Genomic DNA, 18,138 nt, shown 5'->3' with positions numbered 1-18,138 from the left:
AAACATCAAGGCCACAGCAACGATGGTTCGATAGAAAAAACCTATCGAAGACGGATCAGATCCAGGTTGATCGGGACGGTGACCTAACCGACTTCCTTCATGGCATGCCGTTCGCCAGGGGGCGAATGGGCCAGAATGCGGTTGCGACCTTGGGTCTTGGCGTCGTAGAGCGCCGCGTCGGCCTCGGTCAGGAGGCGGTTCGGGTTGGTTCGCAGAACAGCCCCGGTCGCGCAGGCCAAGCCGATGCTCGCCGTCACCCGCGAAAATTCGCTGCCGGAATGAGCGATATTTTCCTTGGCGAGGCGACGCGCGAATTGCTCGGCGACGATCATCGCCCCTTTGGCGCTGGTGTCAGGGAGAAATACCACGAACTCCTCACCGCCATAACGCGCGACGATGTCGGCCGGCCGGCTGACCGATTGGCGCAGACACTTGCTGACATCACGCAGGCATTGGTCTCCGGCGGGATGGCCATATGTGTCGTTATAGGCCTTGAAGCGGTCGATATCGACCATCAGCAGGCTGAACGGCGTGTTTTTCCTGGCGCTGCCTGCGGTTTCGCGCGCGAAGGCTTCGTCGAAGGCGCGACGGTTGACGATGCCGGTGAGGCCATCGGTCTCGGCCAGGCTCTTCAACTGCTCGGCCGACAGCCTGAGGGCCATTTCCGCCTGCTTCGTCGCCGTGATATCCGAGACGACGGCCATCGCCATGCCGTCTTCCGCAAGCCTTGTCCGGATGCTGCGCCAATCGCCGTTGTGAAGCTGAACCTCTTCGTCCTTGTTGCTGTGCAGTGAGACCGTGGCAGCCTTGATCCACCCGTCCACATCGTCGGGGATGCCGGGCCGCTCGCCGGTTTCCGCGACGCGGCGCAGGATATCGCTGATATGGGCACCGATCACGCGAGCATCTCTGGAGAGCGGAAACGCATCGCGATACTGGTCATTGCAAAAAACAAGAAAACCCTTGCTGTCGTACATGGCGATGCCATCGGACATGCCCGCCATCGCATGCGACAGCAGGTTCTTGCTTTCGCGCAATTCCCGCTCCAGGGCGACACGCTCGGTAACATCACGTGTCACGCCGGCAAGGCCGATCACCCGCCCCTGCCTGTCCCGCAATGGAACCTTGGAGGCGAGCAGGGATCTGCCCTCGATCTGCTCGGCCGAGTCGATCAGCGGCATGCCGGTGTCTATGACGCGCTGCTCGAGATAATATAATTCTTCGGCCAGAGGCCGCGACATCAGATTGAAGTCCGACAATCCGATCATCTCGGCCGTCGTCCGAAAACGAAAGAGACGAGTCATATTCTCGTTGACGGTAATGAAGCGGCTGTTTCGGTCCTTCACATAGAGGTAGTCAGGCGACTGTGAAAATGCGGTCACCAATATGCTTCGTTCCAGCTCCCATTGCTGCGTCTTCAGCAGCACTAAACCGCACAGCACAGTTGCCAGGCAGTTCAATGTCGTCAGAGGAAACCCGACACCGGCCAGAAGATGGGCATTCTGCAGGGTGGGAAGCGCCACCATGGATATCACAAGGACACCGCCAAGGGCGAGGCTCAGCAGCGCAACGTCCAGAGGTCTAGGAGCTCTGTTGCGCACGCAGAAATGCGCCGCCAAGCCTATACCGGTCGCGGCGACGATTGCCACGATACCATCGATCATTGCCGCGCCGCCGACAGCAAAACGAAAGGCGATCGCCAGCGCGGCGGCAAAAGCCGCCGCGATCGGCCCGCCAAACATGCCCGCCAGCGCAAGCGGTGAAAAACGCAAGTCGACATAGATGCCCGGGTTGAATTCGACCGCCAGCAATATCGATCCGATGGAAGCGCAACCGGTTATGATCCCGAAGGCAATTTTCTCCTGCCGGAACGAGCGACGCTGAATCTGGATCGAAAAATGCGCCCAGAGCGAGATCGCCAGGCAGACGAATGAAAGGTTGCCACCGAATTGCGCCCAGATGCCGTTCACCGCGTTAGGTCCACCTTCCACTACGTGTAAGAACCCATCATAGGGCAGCACTGGTTTGAGCTTGGTTAAACCGCAGACCTGTCGGCTTCATTGTTTGCCGACGCGCCTGGGAGCAGATCGGCAAGAGACATCATGTCCACGACGCGCTGCGGTTCGACTGCTAGCACCGGATGAATAAGGCAGGCTTAACAACCGCGCCCCAAGCGACGGGACACGCATCTTGCCGACACAAAAATGCGCCATCCGGACAGGATTGCGCAATCGGGCCAGCTGTAGCGCGCTGGTTGATCACCTTGAGGACAGCAATGCGTCGATCTCCGCGCGCGAGGGCATGGCGGGGGCCGTGCCCGGCCGCGTCACCGCAATTGCCGCCGTGGCGCAACCGAAGCGCACCGCTTCTGCCGGGGCATATCCTTCGGAGATCGCCGTCGCGAAGCCGCCCAGAAAGGCATCGCCGGCGCCCGTGGTGTCGACGACGTTGCCCGCAGAAAATGCCGGTACGAATTCGCTCCGATCGGCTGCGTGGTAATAGGCGCCGCGTGCGCCGAGCGTCAGAATCACCGCTCTTGCGCCGCGATCCAGCAAAGTGCGCGCCGCCGCCCGTGCCTGCTCATCCGTTTCGATCGCATGTCCCACCAATTCGGCTGCCTCCACCTCGTTCGGGACGATGAAATCACACAGGCCATAGACGCTGTCCGGTATGGTGCGGGCCGGCGCGGGATTGAAAATCGTCGTGACCCCTGCCCTTTTCGCCATCGACAGGGCATGTATGGCCGCCTCGAGCGGCTGTTCGAGCTGGGTCATGAAGATAGCCGCGCTTTCGATCTCCGCCCGGTTCGCATCGACGTCTTCAATGCCGATAAGACCGGCAGCACCCGGCGCTACGATGATGGCATTGTCGCCGGTCACTTCGTCGACGAAGATGAAGGCAGCACCGCTGGAAACGCCGTCCATCTTCATCACATTGGCTTTGACGCCCGCCGCCGCATAGGCCGCAAGGGCCATTTCGCCGAACGGGTCATTGCCGACCCGGGAGATAAAGGTCACTTTCCCGCCGGCCTTGGCCGCGGCGATTGCCTGGTTGGAGCCCTTGCCTCCCGGCCCAAGCGTGAAGCCGGACCCCATCAGCGTTTCGGCAATATGCGGCAGGCGTTTGGCCTTGTAGGCGGTGTCGGCGGCAAAAATCCCGAGAATGACGATTCCGCTTTTCCCGCTCATCGCAGAGCCTCCTCCGCCGGGATGACGCCCTTGGTCAGGAGGAAGCATCCGTAGAAACGCAGTTCCCCGGTTGCGATCACGCAATAGGCCTTTTTGGCGATATCGTAGAACGCCATCCGTTCGACCGGATACATCGGCGACGGCTGGCCTTCGGCGCGGTCGACAACGGCCTGGACTTCCTGTTGAAGCGGCGGAATTTCGTTAGGCTTGCCGATCACCTCCATGCGGCCCACCGAAGGCTGGATGGGGGTGTCCAGCGGAAAGACGGAAAGGATCGCATCGATCGCCTGCGGCGCGGGGATGTTTTCCATGCTCAGCAGCTTGCCCAGACGCGTCTGGCGCGCGATCGAATCCGATGGAAAATTAATGTCGGAGATGACGAGATAGTCGCCATGCCCCATGTTGCAAAGTGCTTGAAGAATATCGCCGTTGAGTTCGGCCCTGATTCCCTTGAGCATTGATCCTTCCATCCCTTTCTCGTGGCCGGACCACCGGCCGTGCTTCAATTCTTAATGTTTGGCGGTATCGGGCTTCGGCTTCGGGCACGGGCCGGTCGAACCCCGCACGACCAGCGCCCCATCGACCATCTCGTCTCGCCTGCCCGAGGGCTCATCGAGGAGAAGGCCGACCGCGCGCCGCGCCAGCATGTCCGCCGGCTGGCATATGGTCGTCAGCCTGGGAACGACGAGATTGGCGAGCGAAATATCATCGAAACCCGTCACCGACAGCTTGCGCGGCACGTCGATCTTGAGGTCGCGCGCCGCACGCAGCGCGCCGATTGCCTGCTGGTCGCTGGCTGCTGCAATTGCCGTGGGCCGGTCCTGCGGCGGGCGTGAAAGCAGATCGCGGGCAATTCTTTCGCCGGATTCGTAGTCGAATTTGCCGTAGGCGATTTCCAGTTCGACCGGCTCGCCTGTTTTGCCGAACCTATCGATGCGACCGACGAAGCCTTGCCGGCGCATGCGTCCGGCCTCGGTGTCGGGCGGCCCGGCGATATAGGCGATGTGGCGGTGCCCGAACTCATAGAGATGGTCCGCCATCAGCGCGGCCGCCTGCGCATGGTTGGTCGAGACCAGAGGAAAGGCGCCGAAGCGCCGGTCGAGCGAGATGACGGGAATCGCGGCCTCCAGATGGAGCCCCGGACTGTCGCTCGAAGCCACCACGATGATGCCGCGCACAGACCGGTCGAGAAACGCCAGGACATGGCTCTGCTCCGCGTCGCGATCGTCATGCGAACTTGCCAGCATCAGGCTATGTGCGCGTTCGAGCGCCGCGCGCTCGACGCTGGCCGCAAGCTGCGCGAAGAATGGGTTGGTGATGTCTGGAACGATGAAGCCGATGACATCGGTTCTGCTGGTGCGCAGCGCTCTCGCGGTGACGTTCGGCCGGTAACCGAGCGCTGAGATGGCGTCGTTGACCTTTTCGCGCAGCATGGGTTTGACCGCCGCTTCGCCCGACAGCACGCGCGAAACGGTGCCCACGGATACACCGGCATATTCGGCGACATCCTTGACTGTGGGCATCTTTGACATTTTCGACCGTCCCGCAGCTATTTTACCGCTCCAGCGGTCATCCCCGCAATGATGTGCTTTTCCAGCACAACGCCGACAGCGACCAGCGGAAGGATGCCGGCGGTGGAAAGTGCGGCCATCGACCACCAGTTGATGCCCTGGCTGCCCGTCTGGCTGGCAATCATCACCGGCAGGGTGTTGGTATTGGTCGAGGTCAGCAAGGCGGCAAAGAAATATTCGTTCCAGCACAGGATCAGCGCCAGCAGGAAGGCGGCGACCATGCCCGGCAGAACGAGCGGCACGATGATGCGGGCAAAGGCGCCCCAGATCGACAAGCCGTCGACCAGCGCGGCCTCCTCGAGCTCGACCGGTATGGTGGCGAACTGGTCGCGCATGATCCAGACCACGATCGGCAGCACCATCAGCGTATAGACGGCGATCATGCCCACATAGGTGTCGAGCAGCGCCAGCTCCTTGTAGAGAACCAGGAACGGCAAAGCGAGAACGACGGGCGGCATGATGAGCTGCGACAGGAAGAAAAAGGAAATGTCGGAATTGCGCATATGGCCGAACTTGTAGGAAAAGCGGCTGAGGCCATAGGCCGCGAGCGATCCGAGCACGACCGCAAGGGCGGATGCGGTGACGGAAATGATGACGCTGTTCCAGAGCCTGCGCATGAACTCGTCGCGCACCGTCGATATCTCGAAAATCGTATCGGGAGACAGCCCGAGCGAGCGCCAGCCGAGCCAGCTGGGCGCAAAGTTGAACCAGGGGATCAGATTGCCGCGCATGACATCCGCGGCTGTCTTGAACGAGGTCGACACCGTCCAGAACAGCGGGAAGATGCAGACGAATGCCCAGATGATCAGCAGGCCATAGACGGCGAAACGCATGGCCCACCAGCGGATGCGCTGGCCGCGCCCGTATTTTTCGAAATCGATCCGAACCATCAGAGCCTTCCTGTCATGCGCTTCACGATACGGTCGGAAATCTTCATCAGCCCCGTCATGCCCACGACGATGATCACCAGATAGACCAGCGCGAGCAGGGTTCCATATCCGACATTCGAACGGTCGCGGTATTCGCGATAGATGAAACTGGTGACGGAATCGGTCGCGCCGCCGGGACCTCCCGATGTCACCGTGATGATGATGTCGGCGAGCTTCAGCTTGAAGATGATGCGGATCATCACCGCCGTCACCGAAACCGGCAGCATCAGCGGGAAAATGACCTGCCAGAAACGTTGCCATTTGGTGGCGCCGTCGACTTCGGCCGCCTCGAGCACCTCCCTGGACAAAGCCTGCAGCCCGGCAAGCAGCATGATCATCATGAAGGGAATGAAGGTCCAGGCATCCATGATCATGATCGACAGCCGCGCCGTCAGCGGATCGCCGAAGAAGGAGGGATTTTCCCATCCGAGCCAGCGGGCGAAACGCGCGACCGGACCGAAACGGGTCTCCAGCATCGACTTGCCGACCATCCAGCTCACTGCGACCGGCGACAGCATCAAGGGCACGAGGAAGGTGACGCGCCAGAACTTGCGGGCAAGGATTTCCTGGTTGAGGAGCAGCGCCAGGCCGAAGGCGATCGCATATTCCACCGCTATCGCCAGGCAGTAGAGGATCATGTTGAGCAAGGCGTTGGCATAGAACGGGTCGGCGATCATCCGGCGCACATTGTCGAGCCCGTTGAAGCGCCGCCCGGCGGAAGAGGCGAGGTTCCAGTCGGAAAAGCCGATCCAGAGCGCAAAGAGCAGCGGAAAGACCACCATCGACACGACGAAAAGTGCTGCCGGCAGAACGAAAAGCGCCTTCTTGCCCGCTTCGCCGTGAATGACGACACGGGTGACGCAAAGAACCGCGGCCCAGAGAAAATAGGCATAAAGAACCGGCCGCCAGTTCGCGAAGCCCCAACCGGTCCAGCCCAGTTCATGCATACCCTGCAGTACGAACGACGCTATGAACCATAGGGCGCTGAGCCACAGGGCCGCGCGGCCCCAGAAGCGGCGGCTCGCGGAAATGGAGCCGGCTTCGACCGTGTGGAGCAGGTCGCCTTCGACTGTCGACATGATATTCCTCGTCCGGACAGAATGGGCGCTGGCGAAATCGCTTCCGCCAGCGCGTATGAGTCAGCGATCAGAGCCCGAGGCTTGCCCGGTAAAGCTTCAGCTGGCTGTCGCGGCCGATCTGGTCGGTGATCTTTTCCCAGGCAGCCGCGATCGCATCCGCGGTTTCCTGTGCCGATTTATACTGTCCGGCAAAGCCCTTTGCCAGTTCGTCCTCGGCAACGGAGTAATATTGGAAGATGCCGGGAATGCGCGGCTCGATGGCGGCGTTCGGATGGTTGTAGCTGTCGGCGTTCGAACCGAGATAGTCCTCGATATAGGCGCGGTCGTAACCTGCCTTTTCCCATTCGTCGTAGTTGAAGTTGGACTGACGATAGGGCTGGAAGCCGGAAGGATAGGCCGACGTCCACAGGGACAGATCCTTGCCGCCGAGATGGGCGGCGGCAGACCAGGCGGCCTTGCGCTTTTTCTCGTCGCCGGAGACCTGCTTGGTGACGTAGATGCCCCAGCCGAGATAGGCCATGTTGGGCGCTTCGTTGTACTTGTCTTCCCATTGCCCGGTCTTGCGGTTGTAGACGCGGTTGGAGCCGCGGTTGATGCCGAAGCCGACCACATCGCCCACGACCGACGTGTCCGAGGTGCGAGCGCTGGAGCCGACGTCGCCCCACCACATCAGCATGGCGCCGGTGCCTGCGAGGAACTGCGAGAAAGCCGTGGTGCCGGGGTCAGCATTGATCTGGTCGGCCGGATACGCCTTGGCGGCGATCAGATCCAGGACGTCCTGGATCGCCTGGACCCAGGCGGGGTTATTGACCAGCGGCTTCATGTTTTCGGGATCGAACAGCCAGGCTGGGTCGCCGGGATATTTGGCATAGGCCGTCGCGCGGTTCTCGATAAAATAGAAGCCGAAGCCGCCCCAGCCCTTGAGCGGATCGAGATAGCCGTAGGCCGGCTGGCCGGTCAGCGGATCGGTCTTGCCGATCAGCGCCTTGGACGCCGCATTGACCTCCTGCCAGGTCTTCGGCGGCTCGGCCATGCCGCTGATCGAACCCTCGCCGAAGTAATCCTTGCGGTAAGCGAAGGTGTGGCAGTCGCCGTCGATCGTGACGCGATAGGTCTTGCCGTCCCAGGTGCCGACCGGCGGCTTGAGGTAGCTCACCAGGTCGTCGGCTTCGATCTGCTTTGCAGCCCAGTCGGGCATCTCGTCCAGAAGCCCGCGCCCGGCGGTGTCGCCTTCGAAGGGCGCGCCCATTTCCAGAATGTCGAAATCGACCGTGCCGGTTGCGATCGACTGCTGAAGGCGGGCGTTGTAATCGGCCTGGGCAAGATCGATCCAGTTGATCTTGGCGCCGGTATAGGCTTCCCACGGCTTCAGGAAACCGCGGAACAGGAAGTTGTGCAGATTCTGGTTGTTGAGCCCCATGAAGGTCAGCTCGACGCCGGCGAATTCGCCCTGCTTGACATTGCCCTTGGTCGGACCGAGGCAGAGCTCGCCGACCTTCTGCCAGTCCGCATCCGTCGGCGATCCCTTGCCGACGCCCGGAATCTGCAGGATCTGGGCGCGCACGTCATCGCCGGCAAACGCCATGCCGGGAATCCCGCCGATCGCGCTCGATACGCCGAGCAGAGCCGCGGCACTTGCCGTTCCGCGCAGAACGTCCCGGCGGCTTGCCTGACGGCGCATCAATGCATCGTATATTTCAACTTTCATATCTTCCTCCTCCACGTTTCCTGGCGCTTTCGCCCGCCGGCCTTGCCGGGTCGGCTCCTGTCCAATTTTAAGACTGGCTCGATACAGAACTATCTGGTAAGCAAGAAATGAAACGTTTCATATCCTGCTTGAAACCGCTCCTCCCGGTTTCGCCGGCGAGCATCAGACGGCCGGCGGGAAAAGTCAACAAGAAATGAAACGTTTCATGGGAGAGGTTCGACGGGTGCTTTGAGGAGGCGCAGCGGCCGGTTTTGCCTGCCGCATCCTCTCGGACACACGGCAAGGCATGCATGCCCCATGAGTCAGCTCGGGGGCGCCGAAAGCAAGTGGGAGGCACATGGCTGAGGTCAATATTTCAGGGGCGCAGAAGGCTTACGGCGCCGTCAATGTCCTGCATGGCGTTGATATAGATATTCGCGACGGCGAATTCGTGGTGCTCGTCGGCCCGTCCGGTTGCGGCAAATCCACCCTGTTGCGCATGGTCGCCGGGCTGGAAAGCATCACCGGCGGCACCATTTCGATCGGCGAAAAGGTCGTCAACAATCTGCCGCCGAAAGACCGCGACATCGCCATGGTCTTCCAGAGCTATGCGCTCTATCCGCACAAGACCGTTGCCGAAAACATGGTCTTTGCGCTGCGCCTGCAGAAACAGCCGGCCGAACTCATCAAACAGCGCCTGCAGGCGGCGGCCGAAACCCTCGATCTCGTGCCCTATCTCGACCGTTACCCGCGCCAGCTGTCGGGCGGCCAGCGGCAGCGCGTGGCGATGGGCAGAGCCATCGTCAGGTCGCCGCAAGTCTTCCTGTTCGACGAACCCTTGTCGAACCTCGATGCCAAGCTGCGCGTGCAGATGCGCAAGGAAATCAAGGAGCTGCACCAGCGGCTGAGAACCACAACCATCTACGTCACCCACGACCAGGTCGAAGCGATGACCATGGCCGACAAGATCGTGGTGATGCAGGGCGGCAAGGTCGAACAGATCGGCACGCCGCTGAAACTCTACGACCGTCCCAACAACACCTTTGTGGCAACCTTCATCGGCTCGCCGTCGATGAACCTCCAGAAAGGCCGCTACAAGGCCGATGGCGCTATCTTCGTCACCGAGACCGGCGATGAGATCGCACTTGGTTTCATCCCGGAAGCCGCCGACGGACAGCCCGTCCTGCTCGGCATTCGGCCCGAACACCTGTCGCTCGCCCAACATGGCCTGAAGGCAACCGTCAACGTCACCGAACCCACCGGCCATGAAACGATGGTGTTCCTGCGCTACGGGCCGGGCGAACTCGTCGCGGTGTTCTCGGAACGCCACGAATTCGAGCCCGGACAAGTGGTCACCGTCGCTCCCCGCACCGACAAGCTCCACATATTTGATGCCGGCTCGGGCAAGTCGCTGCGGCTCGATTGAGCCCGGCGCCTCGCTTGAGTATTTTCGATTTTCTTTGAATTCGGGGCGATCTCATGCACTAGGACGGTTCGCACGGGGACCGCCCTCATCTGACCGAAGCATTCATGCCGGCATTACCTCCTGCCAGCAAAGCGTCCTGCACCATTGCAGCATTCAAGAGCATATGAAGCGCCCCAAGAATTCGCGCATCGATTCCGGTTCATATTTAGAACAGAGAGACAGGCATCAGGTTGATGCCGTCTCCACTGCGCCAACCTCTCCATCAGCCCATGACATAAATCTCGCTGATGATCTCTTTGGTGGTTTCGATATAGCCTGTGATGTCATCGTCCGTCATCGGAAGGGTCAAGCCGAGCTGGCCGCGATGAACGGGAAAATACCCGCGAGTGGCCATCTCCAGCGCGTAGATCATCATCTTTTCATCATCGATTTTATGCCAATAATCCCGGTGCGTGGTAATCGTCTGTCCCACTTGCTTGGTGAAGGCATAGCCGAGAACCGAGAATTCCCCGAATATGAGAAATGGATGGCCTTTCGCCTCGGCCCACGCGTTCAGCTCCCTCTTCACCCTCTGTGCCATCATGTTGAGGGTTTCATAAGCACCATGATCCATGACCTTCATCGTCGCCAGACCAGCGGCACAGGCCAGGGGATGGCCATGATGCGTTCCCGACATCATGACCTGGTTGTCCTCGACAACCTGGAAAATGCGCCGCTGGCCGCCAACGGCTCCGATTGGCAATCCTCCGCCGATCATCTTGCCAAACACAGTCAGTTCGGGTTTGATTCCGTAAATACTCTGGAGCCCTCCGAAAGCCGCGCGCAGGGTGATGGTCTCATCAAAAATCAGCAATATGCCGAGTTCACTCGTGAGTTCGCGCAACTGGCGAACGAATTCGTGATCCAGAGATACGATCCCGCCTGCACATGACTGGAGTTCCAGAATAAGGCAAGCGATGTCGCTGCCATGACGTCTCAGAATGCTTTCGCAAGATTGGAGATCGTTCTGGACCAGCGTCACCACATTGTCGGTCTTGTACGCGGGGATGCCATCGGAGTCCGGCAAGGATTTGGGGCTGAAATCCGGGCCGGGGAAGCTGGCTGGGCTGGGGTGCACGGAGACCGCAAGATCATCGGTGAATCCGTGATAACCGCCTTCGAACTTGGCGATTTTCCGCCTTCCCGTGTATCCTCTCGCGATACGGATCGCTCCGAGGCAGGCCTCGCTGGCTGAGCAAAAGAACTTTGCCTGCTCGACAGAATCGATCCTGTCGCAGAGCAACTTGGCAAGCTCGAGTTCATGGCCAGTAGGGTTGCCGAACGAGAAGCCGTTAGCCAAGAGCTCCTGCGTCGCCGCCATGACCGCTGGATGATTGTGGCCGATCACGTTGGTCGAGAAGTTGTTGTTCAGATCGAGCAGGCGTTTGCCTTCGATGGTATAAATATATTGCCCTTCGCCCCTTTGGGCGAAGACTGCATGTGGGCCGTAGTTAAAGGTTCGCCTGCTGAAGCCGCCTGGTATCACACCTCTTCCGGTTTGCGTCATGTCCTTGGACAGATGGAAGGCGGTCGAGAAATTTCTCAGCGAGGTCTGGTAGTCAAGCATCATCGTCACTCCGTTGATTTATTCCGGCGCCGGAGGTTCCGACACATTGCCACTTCATCGAGCCGGGTCCGCTGGCATAACGAGACGCGACTTGAATATGGTTCAGCTGTCGGCGGTCGCTTCTGCGAAAGTCTTGTCGAGACGATCGTAAAGGGGTCGGTTTGTGCTGCGGATCCGCAGGGCGGTCACCACGCCCGCCATACCGATCACCACGACCGCTACGGGGAACAGACCGACGAGCATGTTTTCGCTGCCCGTCAGCAAGGGAAGATTCCGCGATACTTGTATGAAGGCGGCGAGCAGAGCGATCGCCGCCACAGACGGAGCGATTAGAACCCTGAGAGGCGAGAAGCCGCGCAAGCCATTGCGGAAGAACAGGATGATCGACACCGAAACCAGCACCTGAACGGCGAGGATTCCGATGCCGGCAAAGGCCACAGTCCAAGCATACACCACTGCGAACGGATCGGCGCCGATGACCACGAACCCGAGCAAGACCGCGGCGACAAGGACAGCCTGAACACGCCCTGCCACGTAAGGCGACGCATTGACCTGATGTATGGCGGCGAGCCGCTTCCAGATGAGGCCGTCGCGTCCGAGCGCGAAGAAATATCTGTTCAAGGTGTTGTGGAATGAAAGCAGGCAGGCAAACAGGCTCGTCATAAGCAAGACGTTGACCGCGACCGTGGACCAGGCACCCAGCACATCCGCGATCGCCCCGATGTAAAAACCTTCCAGCGACTCGCTTGCCTTGGCGGCAACGGCAGATGCGCCATAATATTGAACGACGGCCCAGCTCACGAATGCATAGAACACCGTAATGATGGTTACCGCCGCAACCGTCGCCCGCGGGATGGCCCGGTCAGGATTGCTGGCTTCCTCGCCGAAAATCGCCGTCGCTTCGAAACCGATGAAGGCACTGACGACGAAAACGAGCGTCACGCCGAGGCCGGGTGAGAATACGTCGGATGGGGCAAGGCCGGCAAGTGTCAGCCCTTGGGCGCCGCCGCCCATAAGGACCACACCGACGGCGAACAGCGCGAGGATCAGAAGCTCGGCGATCATGCAGATCCCCAGAAGCCTTCCGGAAAAGACGATATGGCGTTGTCCGCACAGGAGTACGGCCACAAGCGCCACCAATGACCAAGCCCACCACGGCAGGTTGATCCCGAGAGACAGCATCGCTGCCTGGCAGAACACGCCGAGCTGCGCATAGACACCGATCTGGATCGCAAAATAGGTCACGAGCGCGAGGAATGCCCCGGCCACGCCGAGCGGCCGGCCAAGCCCCTTGGATATATAGGAGTAGAATCCTCCCGCGCTGCTGACATGGCGGGCCATGGCGGTGAATCCGGCCGAAAAGATCAGGTAGAGCAGACCAACCAGAACAAAAGCACCGGGTACGCCGATATTGCCGAAAGCGAAGGCCGGAGGTGTGGCGCCCACGACAGCGGCCATCGGCGCGGCGGCGGCCACCACGAAAAATACAATGTGCGCCACTCCGATCGAGTTGGCCGCGAGTTTCTGTTTCGCGGGTTGTGAGATTTCATGGATTGTCATGCAATTCCCCTCCAATTACGTTTGGATTTTAGCTATCCTCATGGTGTGCCGAGCTGGGTCATGCGTCCATCACAGAGCATGCCAGCAAGATGACAATTTACGACAGATTCAGGAAACACAGGGAACATGGTAGCTCGAAACAAGCCAGTGACAGCCTCCGTCCGGGTACTGGTGCTGCAAGCCATCATCCAAAGCCTCCCGAGAGCCGGAGCGGATCTGAAGGCGCTTCTCGTGCGCCATGGCCTGTCAAACACTCGAATCGGCAATCCGAATGCCCGCATCGACATGCGCGACTATTTCGAGTTCTTCGAAGACGCCGCCAGAGCATTCGAAAACCCTGCGCTGGGCGCTCGCCTCGGTTTTGCCTTGCGGCCAGGTGATCTCTGGCCCATCGGACTTCTGCTCATGCAGGCGAGCTCGATCGGCTCGGCGCTGACTTATTATGCCCGCTACGCGACGGCGTTTCAGACGGCGACAACTTTCTCCCTGCAACCCGCCTCGCAGGGGCTGGTGTTCGGCTACAAAGTCCATGCGGATATAAAACCGAAAAGCCTTTTCCGACAGGACAACGAATTCACGCTCGCCTGCATCTGCAGCCAGTTGCAAATGGCCTTCGACAGCGACTGGCGGCCGCTGGAGGTGCATTTCGAACATGCGAGCAACGGTCAAGATGCGACCCTGCAACGGATGTTCGGCGCTCCTGTCCAATTCAACCAGACCAGAAACTGCATTGTCATCGACCGGCGAGACGCCGAGCGGCAGTACAGGATAGAGGACCGCGACTTCATCAACGTGCTGAACCAGCACATGGCGTCCGTCATCGCCTCGAGCAATCAAGACGTTTCAGCCACTGAGCAGGTAAGGGCATTGATAAGCGTCCGGCTGGGCCTGGCATCAGTGGAGCTGAATGACCTCGCCGCCGAAATGGCGATCACACCTCGCACGCTCCAGCGGCGGCTCGCCGAGGAGAACACCTCTCTGCGCACCATTCTGAAGGACTATCGAGAGCAGATGGCAATTGCGTATCTTACACAAGGCAACATGACGGCCGAAGCCATTTCCACAGCACTCGGCTACGCCGAGTCGACGGTGTTCTCACGTGCATTCAAATCCTGGACGGGCAGCAGTCCTTTCACAAGGATTGCGGCGGACGTGGATCAAGACGACGAAGCCGGAGATGGGACCCTGCCCCCGGCGCCCGTCGGTTCGGCCTGATACCAAAAAACCAAAAAACACCGCTCGATGAGCAAAGGCATGGTCGCATCCGATCAGTTGATCTAGCTCTCTACAACGCGATGCCGGAGAGCCGGTCTATCGCCGACCAGATGCGCTTGGCATAACGAGGGTCGAAGAGCGCGTGATAGCCACCCGTATGCCAGAAGACGACCGGCCCTTTCAGCTCCTTCCTGGCGGCAAGGTCGATGATGGCGGCGACCGCCTTGCCGCTGTAGACGGGATCGACCATCAGACCCTCTTTGGTCGCCAGCAGATCGATCGCCTCGTAAATGCCGGCAGCCGGCAGCCCATAGCCCTCGCCGAGATAGGCTTCGGTGATGTTGATGTGATCGCGCGTCAGCTCGACCTCTGCATTGATCAGATGCGCGCCGCCTTGGGCGAACGAAAGGTAGGCGCCGGCCACGTCGGGATAGACGTCTTCCGCCACGACGATGCCACGGATTTCGCTTTCGAAACCATGGAGTGCGTTGCCAAGGACGAGGCCGGCATGGGTTCCGCCCGACGAGCTGGCATGGACGATCGTCCCGACGCTCCGTCCGTGCGCGCGCATCTGGTTGCGGAGTTCGCCATAGGCCAGCGCAAATCCCAGGCAGCTTCGTTCGGACGCACATCCGATCGGCAGCCGGTAGACGCACTCCCCGGAGCGTTCCAGGTCATGAACAACAGTCTCCGCAAGCTCAGCGAGTTCATGCCAGTTTACGTTGCCGACAAATCGCAGGTCGGCGCCGAAAAGACCGTCGAGCATCAGGTTGCCGACAGGCTCGCGCGGCTCGTCATGACAGAGCAGCAGCGTGCATTTCAGTCCAAGAGCAGCAGCGGCGGCGGCAACCGCCCGCGCTGCATTGGAAAGGCGCGAGCCCTCGGCGACCAGATGCGTTGCGCCGCAGGCCATCGCATGGGCCAATTCGACCTCCAGCTTGCGAACTTTGTTGCCCGCGAGACCGACGGACCCGATGTCATCGCGCTTGCACCAGACCTCGACGCCAATCGCCTCGCTGAAACGTTCGAGACGCTGTACCGGTGAAACGAACCCGCGCAGATCGAGGCGCGGCAATCCTTCCAGCATTTCCAGGGCAGTCATCCGATAATCCTCTACACATCTGAGATGAGAACCCTATACACAGGGAGGGATAGTGAAATCCGGACAGTGGATACTTGGCTTCTGACAAAATGAGCGGCGAGGATGGTACTGGGGGCGATCAAATGCTGCCGCCGGATTCGATCGCCATGAAGATCGTGCAGCTCGCCGAGGTCACCTCTTTCCCGATGGATCGGCACAGCTGGGGTCAATTCGTCTACTCGGTCGCGGGTGTCATCGAGCTGACGGTGAAAAGCAGCCGCTACGCGGCACCGCCGGATTTCGGCGTGTGGCTGCCGCCGGAGACCGAGCATCTGGCCTGGGCTGGCGACGAAACCTCCTATCTGTTGCTCGACATCGAACAGAGGCTCTGTGACCGCCTTCCCAGTCAGGCGAGCATTCTCTCGGTCGGGCCGATCGCCAAGGCGATCCTTCTGGATCTGAAGAAACGCGGGATCGGGGAGCCTCGAAATGCGGACGATGCCCGGTTGATGCGCGTTTTGATCGATCAGCTGAGTGTCGGGTCGCCACTGGAGAGCTTCCTGCCGCTGTCGGATGATCGCGCGTTGAAGCCGGTGCTGGAAGCGCTCTGCAAGAACCCCGGTGACGGCCGCTCACTGGAAGAATGGGCAAGGCAAGTTCACAGCACCGAGCGTACTTTGGCCCGGCGCTGCAAACGGGATCTCGGCATGAGTTTCGTGAAATGGCGACAGCGGCTTCGCCTCTCCCGGGCGGTTGCCATGCTTTCGGATGGGCTTTCCGTTCAAACCGTCGGCCACAAGCTCGGTTACAGCACGACCTCCGCCTTCATTGCGATGTTTCAGGCGGCGATCGGCGCGACGCCGAACGCCTTCCGTGGTCGTTTGCGCGAGGAAGACGAAGGCCTGCGGTAAAGCGTGTCGCCTCTTCCACAGGCCGAGCGGGAACCGGAGCCCCTTATCGCCCTCCGAGTAAAGTGATCGTCATGGACCTATCGACATAGGGCCGGCGGCTGTTGAGCAGGGGCGGTCGTCATGATTTACCTGCGACTGAAGGACGGTCACAAGGCCGCAACTTTCGCCCTCGTTCTTCATACGCGACGCGCCTCAGCCCGCTCGTCCCTCGAGGAGATATCGGCGCTCGGTCGGAAGACAGTTCAATCGCTATGGTTTGCCGCAGATGGGTATAGACCGCCTGATTGTTCGCCAGCATCGGATAGCCTGCAGCAAGGCTTCGCACATGACGCATATGGGCGGCCCGTATGGCGGATCGACTGGCGACTGGCGTTTTCATCTGTCGCGCGAACTTGATCTCTTCGCCGCTGAGGTCATAGTAAATCATTGAGTCTTCTGAGGAATGCTGGTGCTTGTTCTCTCCAAATGAACTAAACTCGTGCGATAGTTTTATCTCGCTGACATTCATCGGATCATCATCATGAATATCAGGCAGATGACCGACAGCGCCGAGCAGTGGCTGACGACGTTCATTCTGAACGAATGGACGTTCTTTCAGCTTGCGATCATCATCGCCGGCTACAGTTTTGCGTCCTTGCTTGCGTCGCGCACGGAGCCTGCGATGGAGGCAAAGGCGCGCCAGATCAAGGGCAATCCAGATCTGCTTCGGGTCATCATTGCTCCGATGCGCCGGATGATGTGGCTTTTCCTTGTGGGGTGGTTGTGGCTCGCAAACGTCGTGTTGAGCAAGAGCGCGTGGCCCTCACAACGCTGGCTTGTGTCCACGGCTCTGACGCTGGCAGCAGCATGGTTCGTCATCTCCGTCCTGACCAAAATCATCCGCAACCCTACCCTGTCACGCGCCGTCGCGATCGTCAGCTGGAGCTATATCGCTCTTTATGCGGTCGGTCTTGACGGCCCGGTTCTATCTGCTCTTGACGAGCTCGCGATTAATTTAGGTGCGGTGAGACTCTCACTTCTGCTTGTGCTCAAAGCCCTCGCGTTGGCGATCGCCTTGATCTGGATAGCCGTCCTCATTGGCAATATGCTTTCCCACTGGGTTCAGCAGTCGGCCGATTTGTCGCCTTCCATCAAGGTGTTGATCAGCAAATTCATCAAGATCAGCCTGATCATAATCGCGGGAGCTATCGCCTTGTCGGCGACCGGGGTCGACCTTACGGCGCTGACCATTTTCTCAGGCGCGGTCGGCGTCGGAATCGGCTTCGGCCTTCAAAAAGTGGTATCAAACTTCATATCCGGCATTATCATCTTGATCGACAAGTCAATCAAGCCGGGTGACACGATCACACTTGGCGACACGTTCGGGTCGATCCGTGACCTGCGCTCGCGGTTTGTTTCTGTCATCACCCGCGATGGCAAGGAGTACCTCATTCCGAACGAAGACTTTATATCGCAGCAGGTAGTCAACTGGTCGTTCTCGAGTGATTATGTACGAATAGACGTCGACTTCGGGACGTCCTACGACAGCGATCCCCATCAGGTCGTCAGGATCGCCATTGCGACGGCATCGACGGTGCCCCGGGTCGCAAATCAGTATAAACCTCCCGTCTGCTGGCTGACCGGCTTTGGCGCATCGTCGCTCGATTTTCGGCTTCGCTTCTGGATCTCGGATCCAGCGAACGGGCTGACAAATGTTCGTGGGCAAGTCCTGATGGCGCTGTGGGATGCCTTCAAGAAAGCTGGCGTCTCTATCCCGTTCCCGCATCATGAAATCATCATGAAAAGCCCTATCGAGATCAAACAACCGGACTGACTGTTACCCCAGTGCCCGCGAAGGAGGAGAGCCTTGGCGCGCTCAAGAAGAGCGCCCACGCAATCGATAAAT

Annotated in this window: 15 protein-coding genes; 4 read left to right on the top strand and 11 right to left on the bottom strand. The window is 59.9% G+C overall.

Annotation, left to right across the window (positions count from 1 at the left end; translation table 11 throughout):
- Positions 1 to 83: 83 nt before the first annotated feature.
- The 7 genes from GGD57_RS05105 to GGD57_RS05075 all read right to left on the bottom strand — a co-directional run bounded on the left by GGD57_RS05105 (position 84) and on the right by GGD57_RS05075 (position 8,475).
- Positions 84 to 1,970: a diguanylate cyclase gene (locus GGD57_RS05105; protein WP_184467498.1), complete on the bottom strand. Its 1,887-nt coding sequence runs from the start codon at positions 1,968 to 1,970 to the stop codon at positions 84 to 86.
- 288 nt (positions 1,971 to 2,258) lie between these two features.
- A complete protein-coding gene (rbsK, locus tag GGD57_RS05100) occupies positions 2,259 to 3,188 on the bottom strand; it encodes a ribokinase (protein ID WP_184467496.1) in 930 nt (309 codons plus the stop codon).
- Positions 3,185 to 3,646 (bottom strand): RbsD/FucU family protein, encoded by a 462-nt coding sequence (locus tag GGD57_RS05095; protein WP_184467494.1) that lies wholly within the window; start codon positions 3,644 to 3,646, stop codon positions 3,185 to 3,187. Before GGD57_RS05095 ends, rbsK begins: the two co-directional genes overlap by 4 nt.
- Positions 3,647 to 3,697: 51 nt before the next feature.
- Complete coding sequence (locus GGD57_RS05090) at positions 3,698 to 4,720, bottom strand: LacI family DNA-binding transcriptional regulator (RefSeq protein ID WP_184467492.1); 1,023 nt, start codon at positions 4,718 to 4,720, stop codon at positions 3,698 to 3,700.
- 17 nt (positions 4,721 to 4,737) lie between these two features.
- Entirely contained in the window at positions 4,738 to 5,649 is a 912-nt protein-coding gene (locus tag GGD57_RS05085) for a carbohydrate ABC transporter permease (protein WP_184467490.1), read from the bottom strand.
- Positions 5,649 to 6,767, bottom strand: coding sequence for a carbohydrate ABC transporter permease (locus GGD57_RS05080; protein WP_088682357.1), 1,119 nt, complete (start codon positions 6,765 to 6,767; stop codon positions 5,649 to 5,651). Before GGD57_RS05080 ends, GGD57_RS05085 begins: the two co-directional genes overlap by 1 nt.
- Before the next feature lie 67 nt (positions 6,768 to 6,834).
- On the bottom strand, positions 6,835 to 8,475 hold the full coding sequence (locus tag GGD57_RS05075) for an extracellular solute-binding protein (RefSeq protein WP_184467488.1): 1,641 nt from the start codon (positions 8,473 to 8,475) through the stop codon (positions 6,835 to 6,837).
- A 337-nt stretch (positions 8,476 to 8,812) separates the two neighbouring features.
- On the opposite strand from GGD57_RS05075, the gene GGD57_RS05070 reads away from it, so the two are divergent.
- A complete protein-coding gene (locus GGD57_RS05070; protein WP_184467486.1) occupies positions 8,813 to 9,880 on the top strand; it encodes an ABC transporter ATP-binding protein in 1,068 nt (355 codons plus the stop codon).
- A 262-nt stretch (positions 9,881 to 10,142) separates the two neighbouring features.
- Here GGD57_RS05070 and GGD57_RS05065 read toward each other — a convergent pair whose 3' ends face one another.
- Positions 10,143 to 11,489 carry an aspartate aminotransferase family protein gene (locus GGD57_RS05065; RefSeq protein WP_184467484.1) on the bottom strand — a complete coding sequence of 449 codons (1,347 nt, stop codon included), beginning with the start codon at positions 11,487 to 11,489 and terminating at the stop codon, positions 10,143 to 10,145.
- A 99-nt stretch (positions 11,490 to 11,588) separates the two neighbouring features.
- Entirely contained in the window at positions 11,589 to 13,046 is a 1,458-nt protein-coding gene (locus tag GGD57_RS05060; protein ID WP_184467482.1) for an APC family permease, read from the bottom strand.
- A gap of 126 nt (positions 13,047 to 13,172) precedes the next feature.
- Here GGD57_RS05060 and GGD57_RS05055 point away from each other — a divergent pair, with 126 nt between their 5' ends.
- Complete coding sequence (locus GGD57_RS05055) at positions 13,173 to 14,261, top strand: AraC family transcriptional regulator (protein WP_184467480.1); 1,089 nt, start codon at positions 13,173 to 13,175, stop codon at positions 14,259 to 14,261.
- A 70-nt stretch (positions 14,262 to 14,331) separates the two neighbouring features.
- Here GGD57_RS05055 and GGD57_RS05050 read toward each other — a convergent pair whose 3' ends face one another.
- Positions 14,332 to 15,363: a 1-aminocyclopropane-1-carboxylate deaminase/D-cysteine desulfhydrase gene (locus tag GGD57_RS05050; protein ID WP_184467478.1), complete on the bottom strand. Its 1,032-nt coding sequence runs from the start codon at positions 15,361 to 15,363 to the stop codon at positions 14,332 to 14,334.
- Between the two features lie 74 nt (positions 15,364 to 15,437).
- Here GGD57_RS05050 and GGD57_RS05045 point away from each other — a divergent pair, with 74 nt between their 5' ends.
- On the top strand, positions 15,438 to 16,253 hold the full coding sequence (locus GGD57_RS05045) for an AraC family transcriptional regulator (protein ID WP_246713552.1): 816 nt from the start codon (positions 15,438 to 15,440) through the stop codon (positions 16,251 to 16,253).
- Positions 16,254 to 16,371: 118 nt separating this feature from the next.
- On the opposite strand, the gene GGD57_RS05040 is transcribed toward GGD57_RS05045, so the two are convergent.
- Entirely contained in the window at positions 16,372 to 16,761 is a 390-nt protein-coding gene (locus GGD57_RS05040; RefSeq protein ID WP_184467476.1) for a hypothetical protein, read from the bottom strand.
- A gap of 12 nt (positions 16,762 to 16,773) precedes the next feature.
- Here GGD57_RS05040 and GGD57_RS05035 point away from each other — a divergent pair, with 12 nt between their 5' ends.
- Positions 16,774 to 18,066 (top strand): mechanosensitive ion channel family protein, encoded by a 1,293-nt coding sequence (locus tag GGD57_RS05035; protein ID WP_184467474.1) that lies wholly within the window; start codon positions 16,774 to 16,776, stop codon positions 18,064 to 18,066.
- The last annotated feature ends 72 nt before the right edge of the window (positions 18,067 to 18,138 follow it).

Origin of the sequence: Rhizobium esperanzae (assembly GCF_014197615.1) — a bacterium.
In the GTDB taxonomy this organism is placed as follows: domain Bacteria; phylum Pseudomonadota; class Alphaproteobacteria; order Rhizobiales; family Rhizobiaceae; genus Rhizobium; species Rhizobium esperanzae_A.
This window is presented reverse-complemented; position numbering and strand designations above follow the sequence as displayed.

Bases quoted from the DNA above. Each gene is read 5' to 3' on its own strand.
- rbsK (WP_184467496.1), bottom strand. From the start codon at position 3,188: ATGAGCGGGAAAAGCGGAATCGTCATTCTCGGGATTTTTGCCGCCGAC.
- GGD57_RS05075 (WP_184467488.1), bottom strand. From the start codon at position 8,475: ATGAAAGTTGAAATATACGATGCATTGATGCGCCGTCAGGCAAGCCGC.
- GGD57_RS05090 (WP_184467492.1), bottom strand. From the start codon at position 4,720: ATGTCAAAGATGCCCACAGTCAAGGATGTCGCCGAATATGCCGGTGTA.
- GGD57_RS05055 (WP_184467480.1), top strand. From the start codon at position 13,173: ATGGTAGCTCGAAACAAGCCAGTGACAGCCTCCGTCCGGGTACTGGTG.
- GGD57_RS05065 (WP_184467484.1), bottom strand. From the start codon at position 11,489: ATGATGCTTGACTACCAGACCTCGCTGAGAAATTTCTCGACCGCCTTC.
- GGD57_RS05080 (WP_088682357.1), bottom strand. From the start codon at position 6,767: ATGTCGACAGTCGAAGGCGACCTGCTCCACACGGTCGAAGCCGGCTCC.
- GGD57_RS05095 (WP_184467494.1), bottom strand. From the start codon at position 3,646: ATGCTCAAGGGAATCAGGGCCGAACTCAACGGCGATATTCTTCAAGCA.
- GGD57_RS05060 (WP_184467482.1), bottom strand. From the start codon at position 13,046: ATGACAATCCATGAAATCTCACAACCCGCGAAACAGAAACTCGCGGCC.
- GGD57_RS05050 (WP_184467478.1), bottom strand. From the start codon at position 15,363: ATGACTGCCCTGGAAATGCTGGAAGGATTGCCGCGCCTCGATCTGCGC.
- GGD57_RS05035 (WP_184467474.1), top strand. From the start codon at position 16,774: ATGAATATCAGGCAGATGACCGACAGCGCCGAGCAGTGGCTGACGACG.
- GGD57_RS05040 (WP_184467476.1), bottom strand. From the start codon at position 16,761: ATGAATGTCAGCGAGATAAAACTATCGCACGAGTTTAGTTCATTTGGA.
- GGD57_RS05085 (WP_184467490.1), bottom strand. From the start codon at position 5,649: ATGGTTCGGATCGATTTCGAAAAATACGGGCGCGGCCAGCGCATCCGC.
- GGD57_RS05070 (WP_184467486.1), top strand. From the start codon at position 8,813: ATGGCTGAGGTCAATATTTCAGGGGCGCAGAAGGCTTACGGCGCCGTC.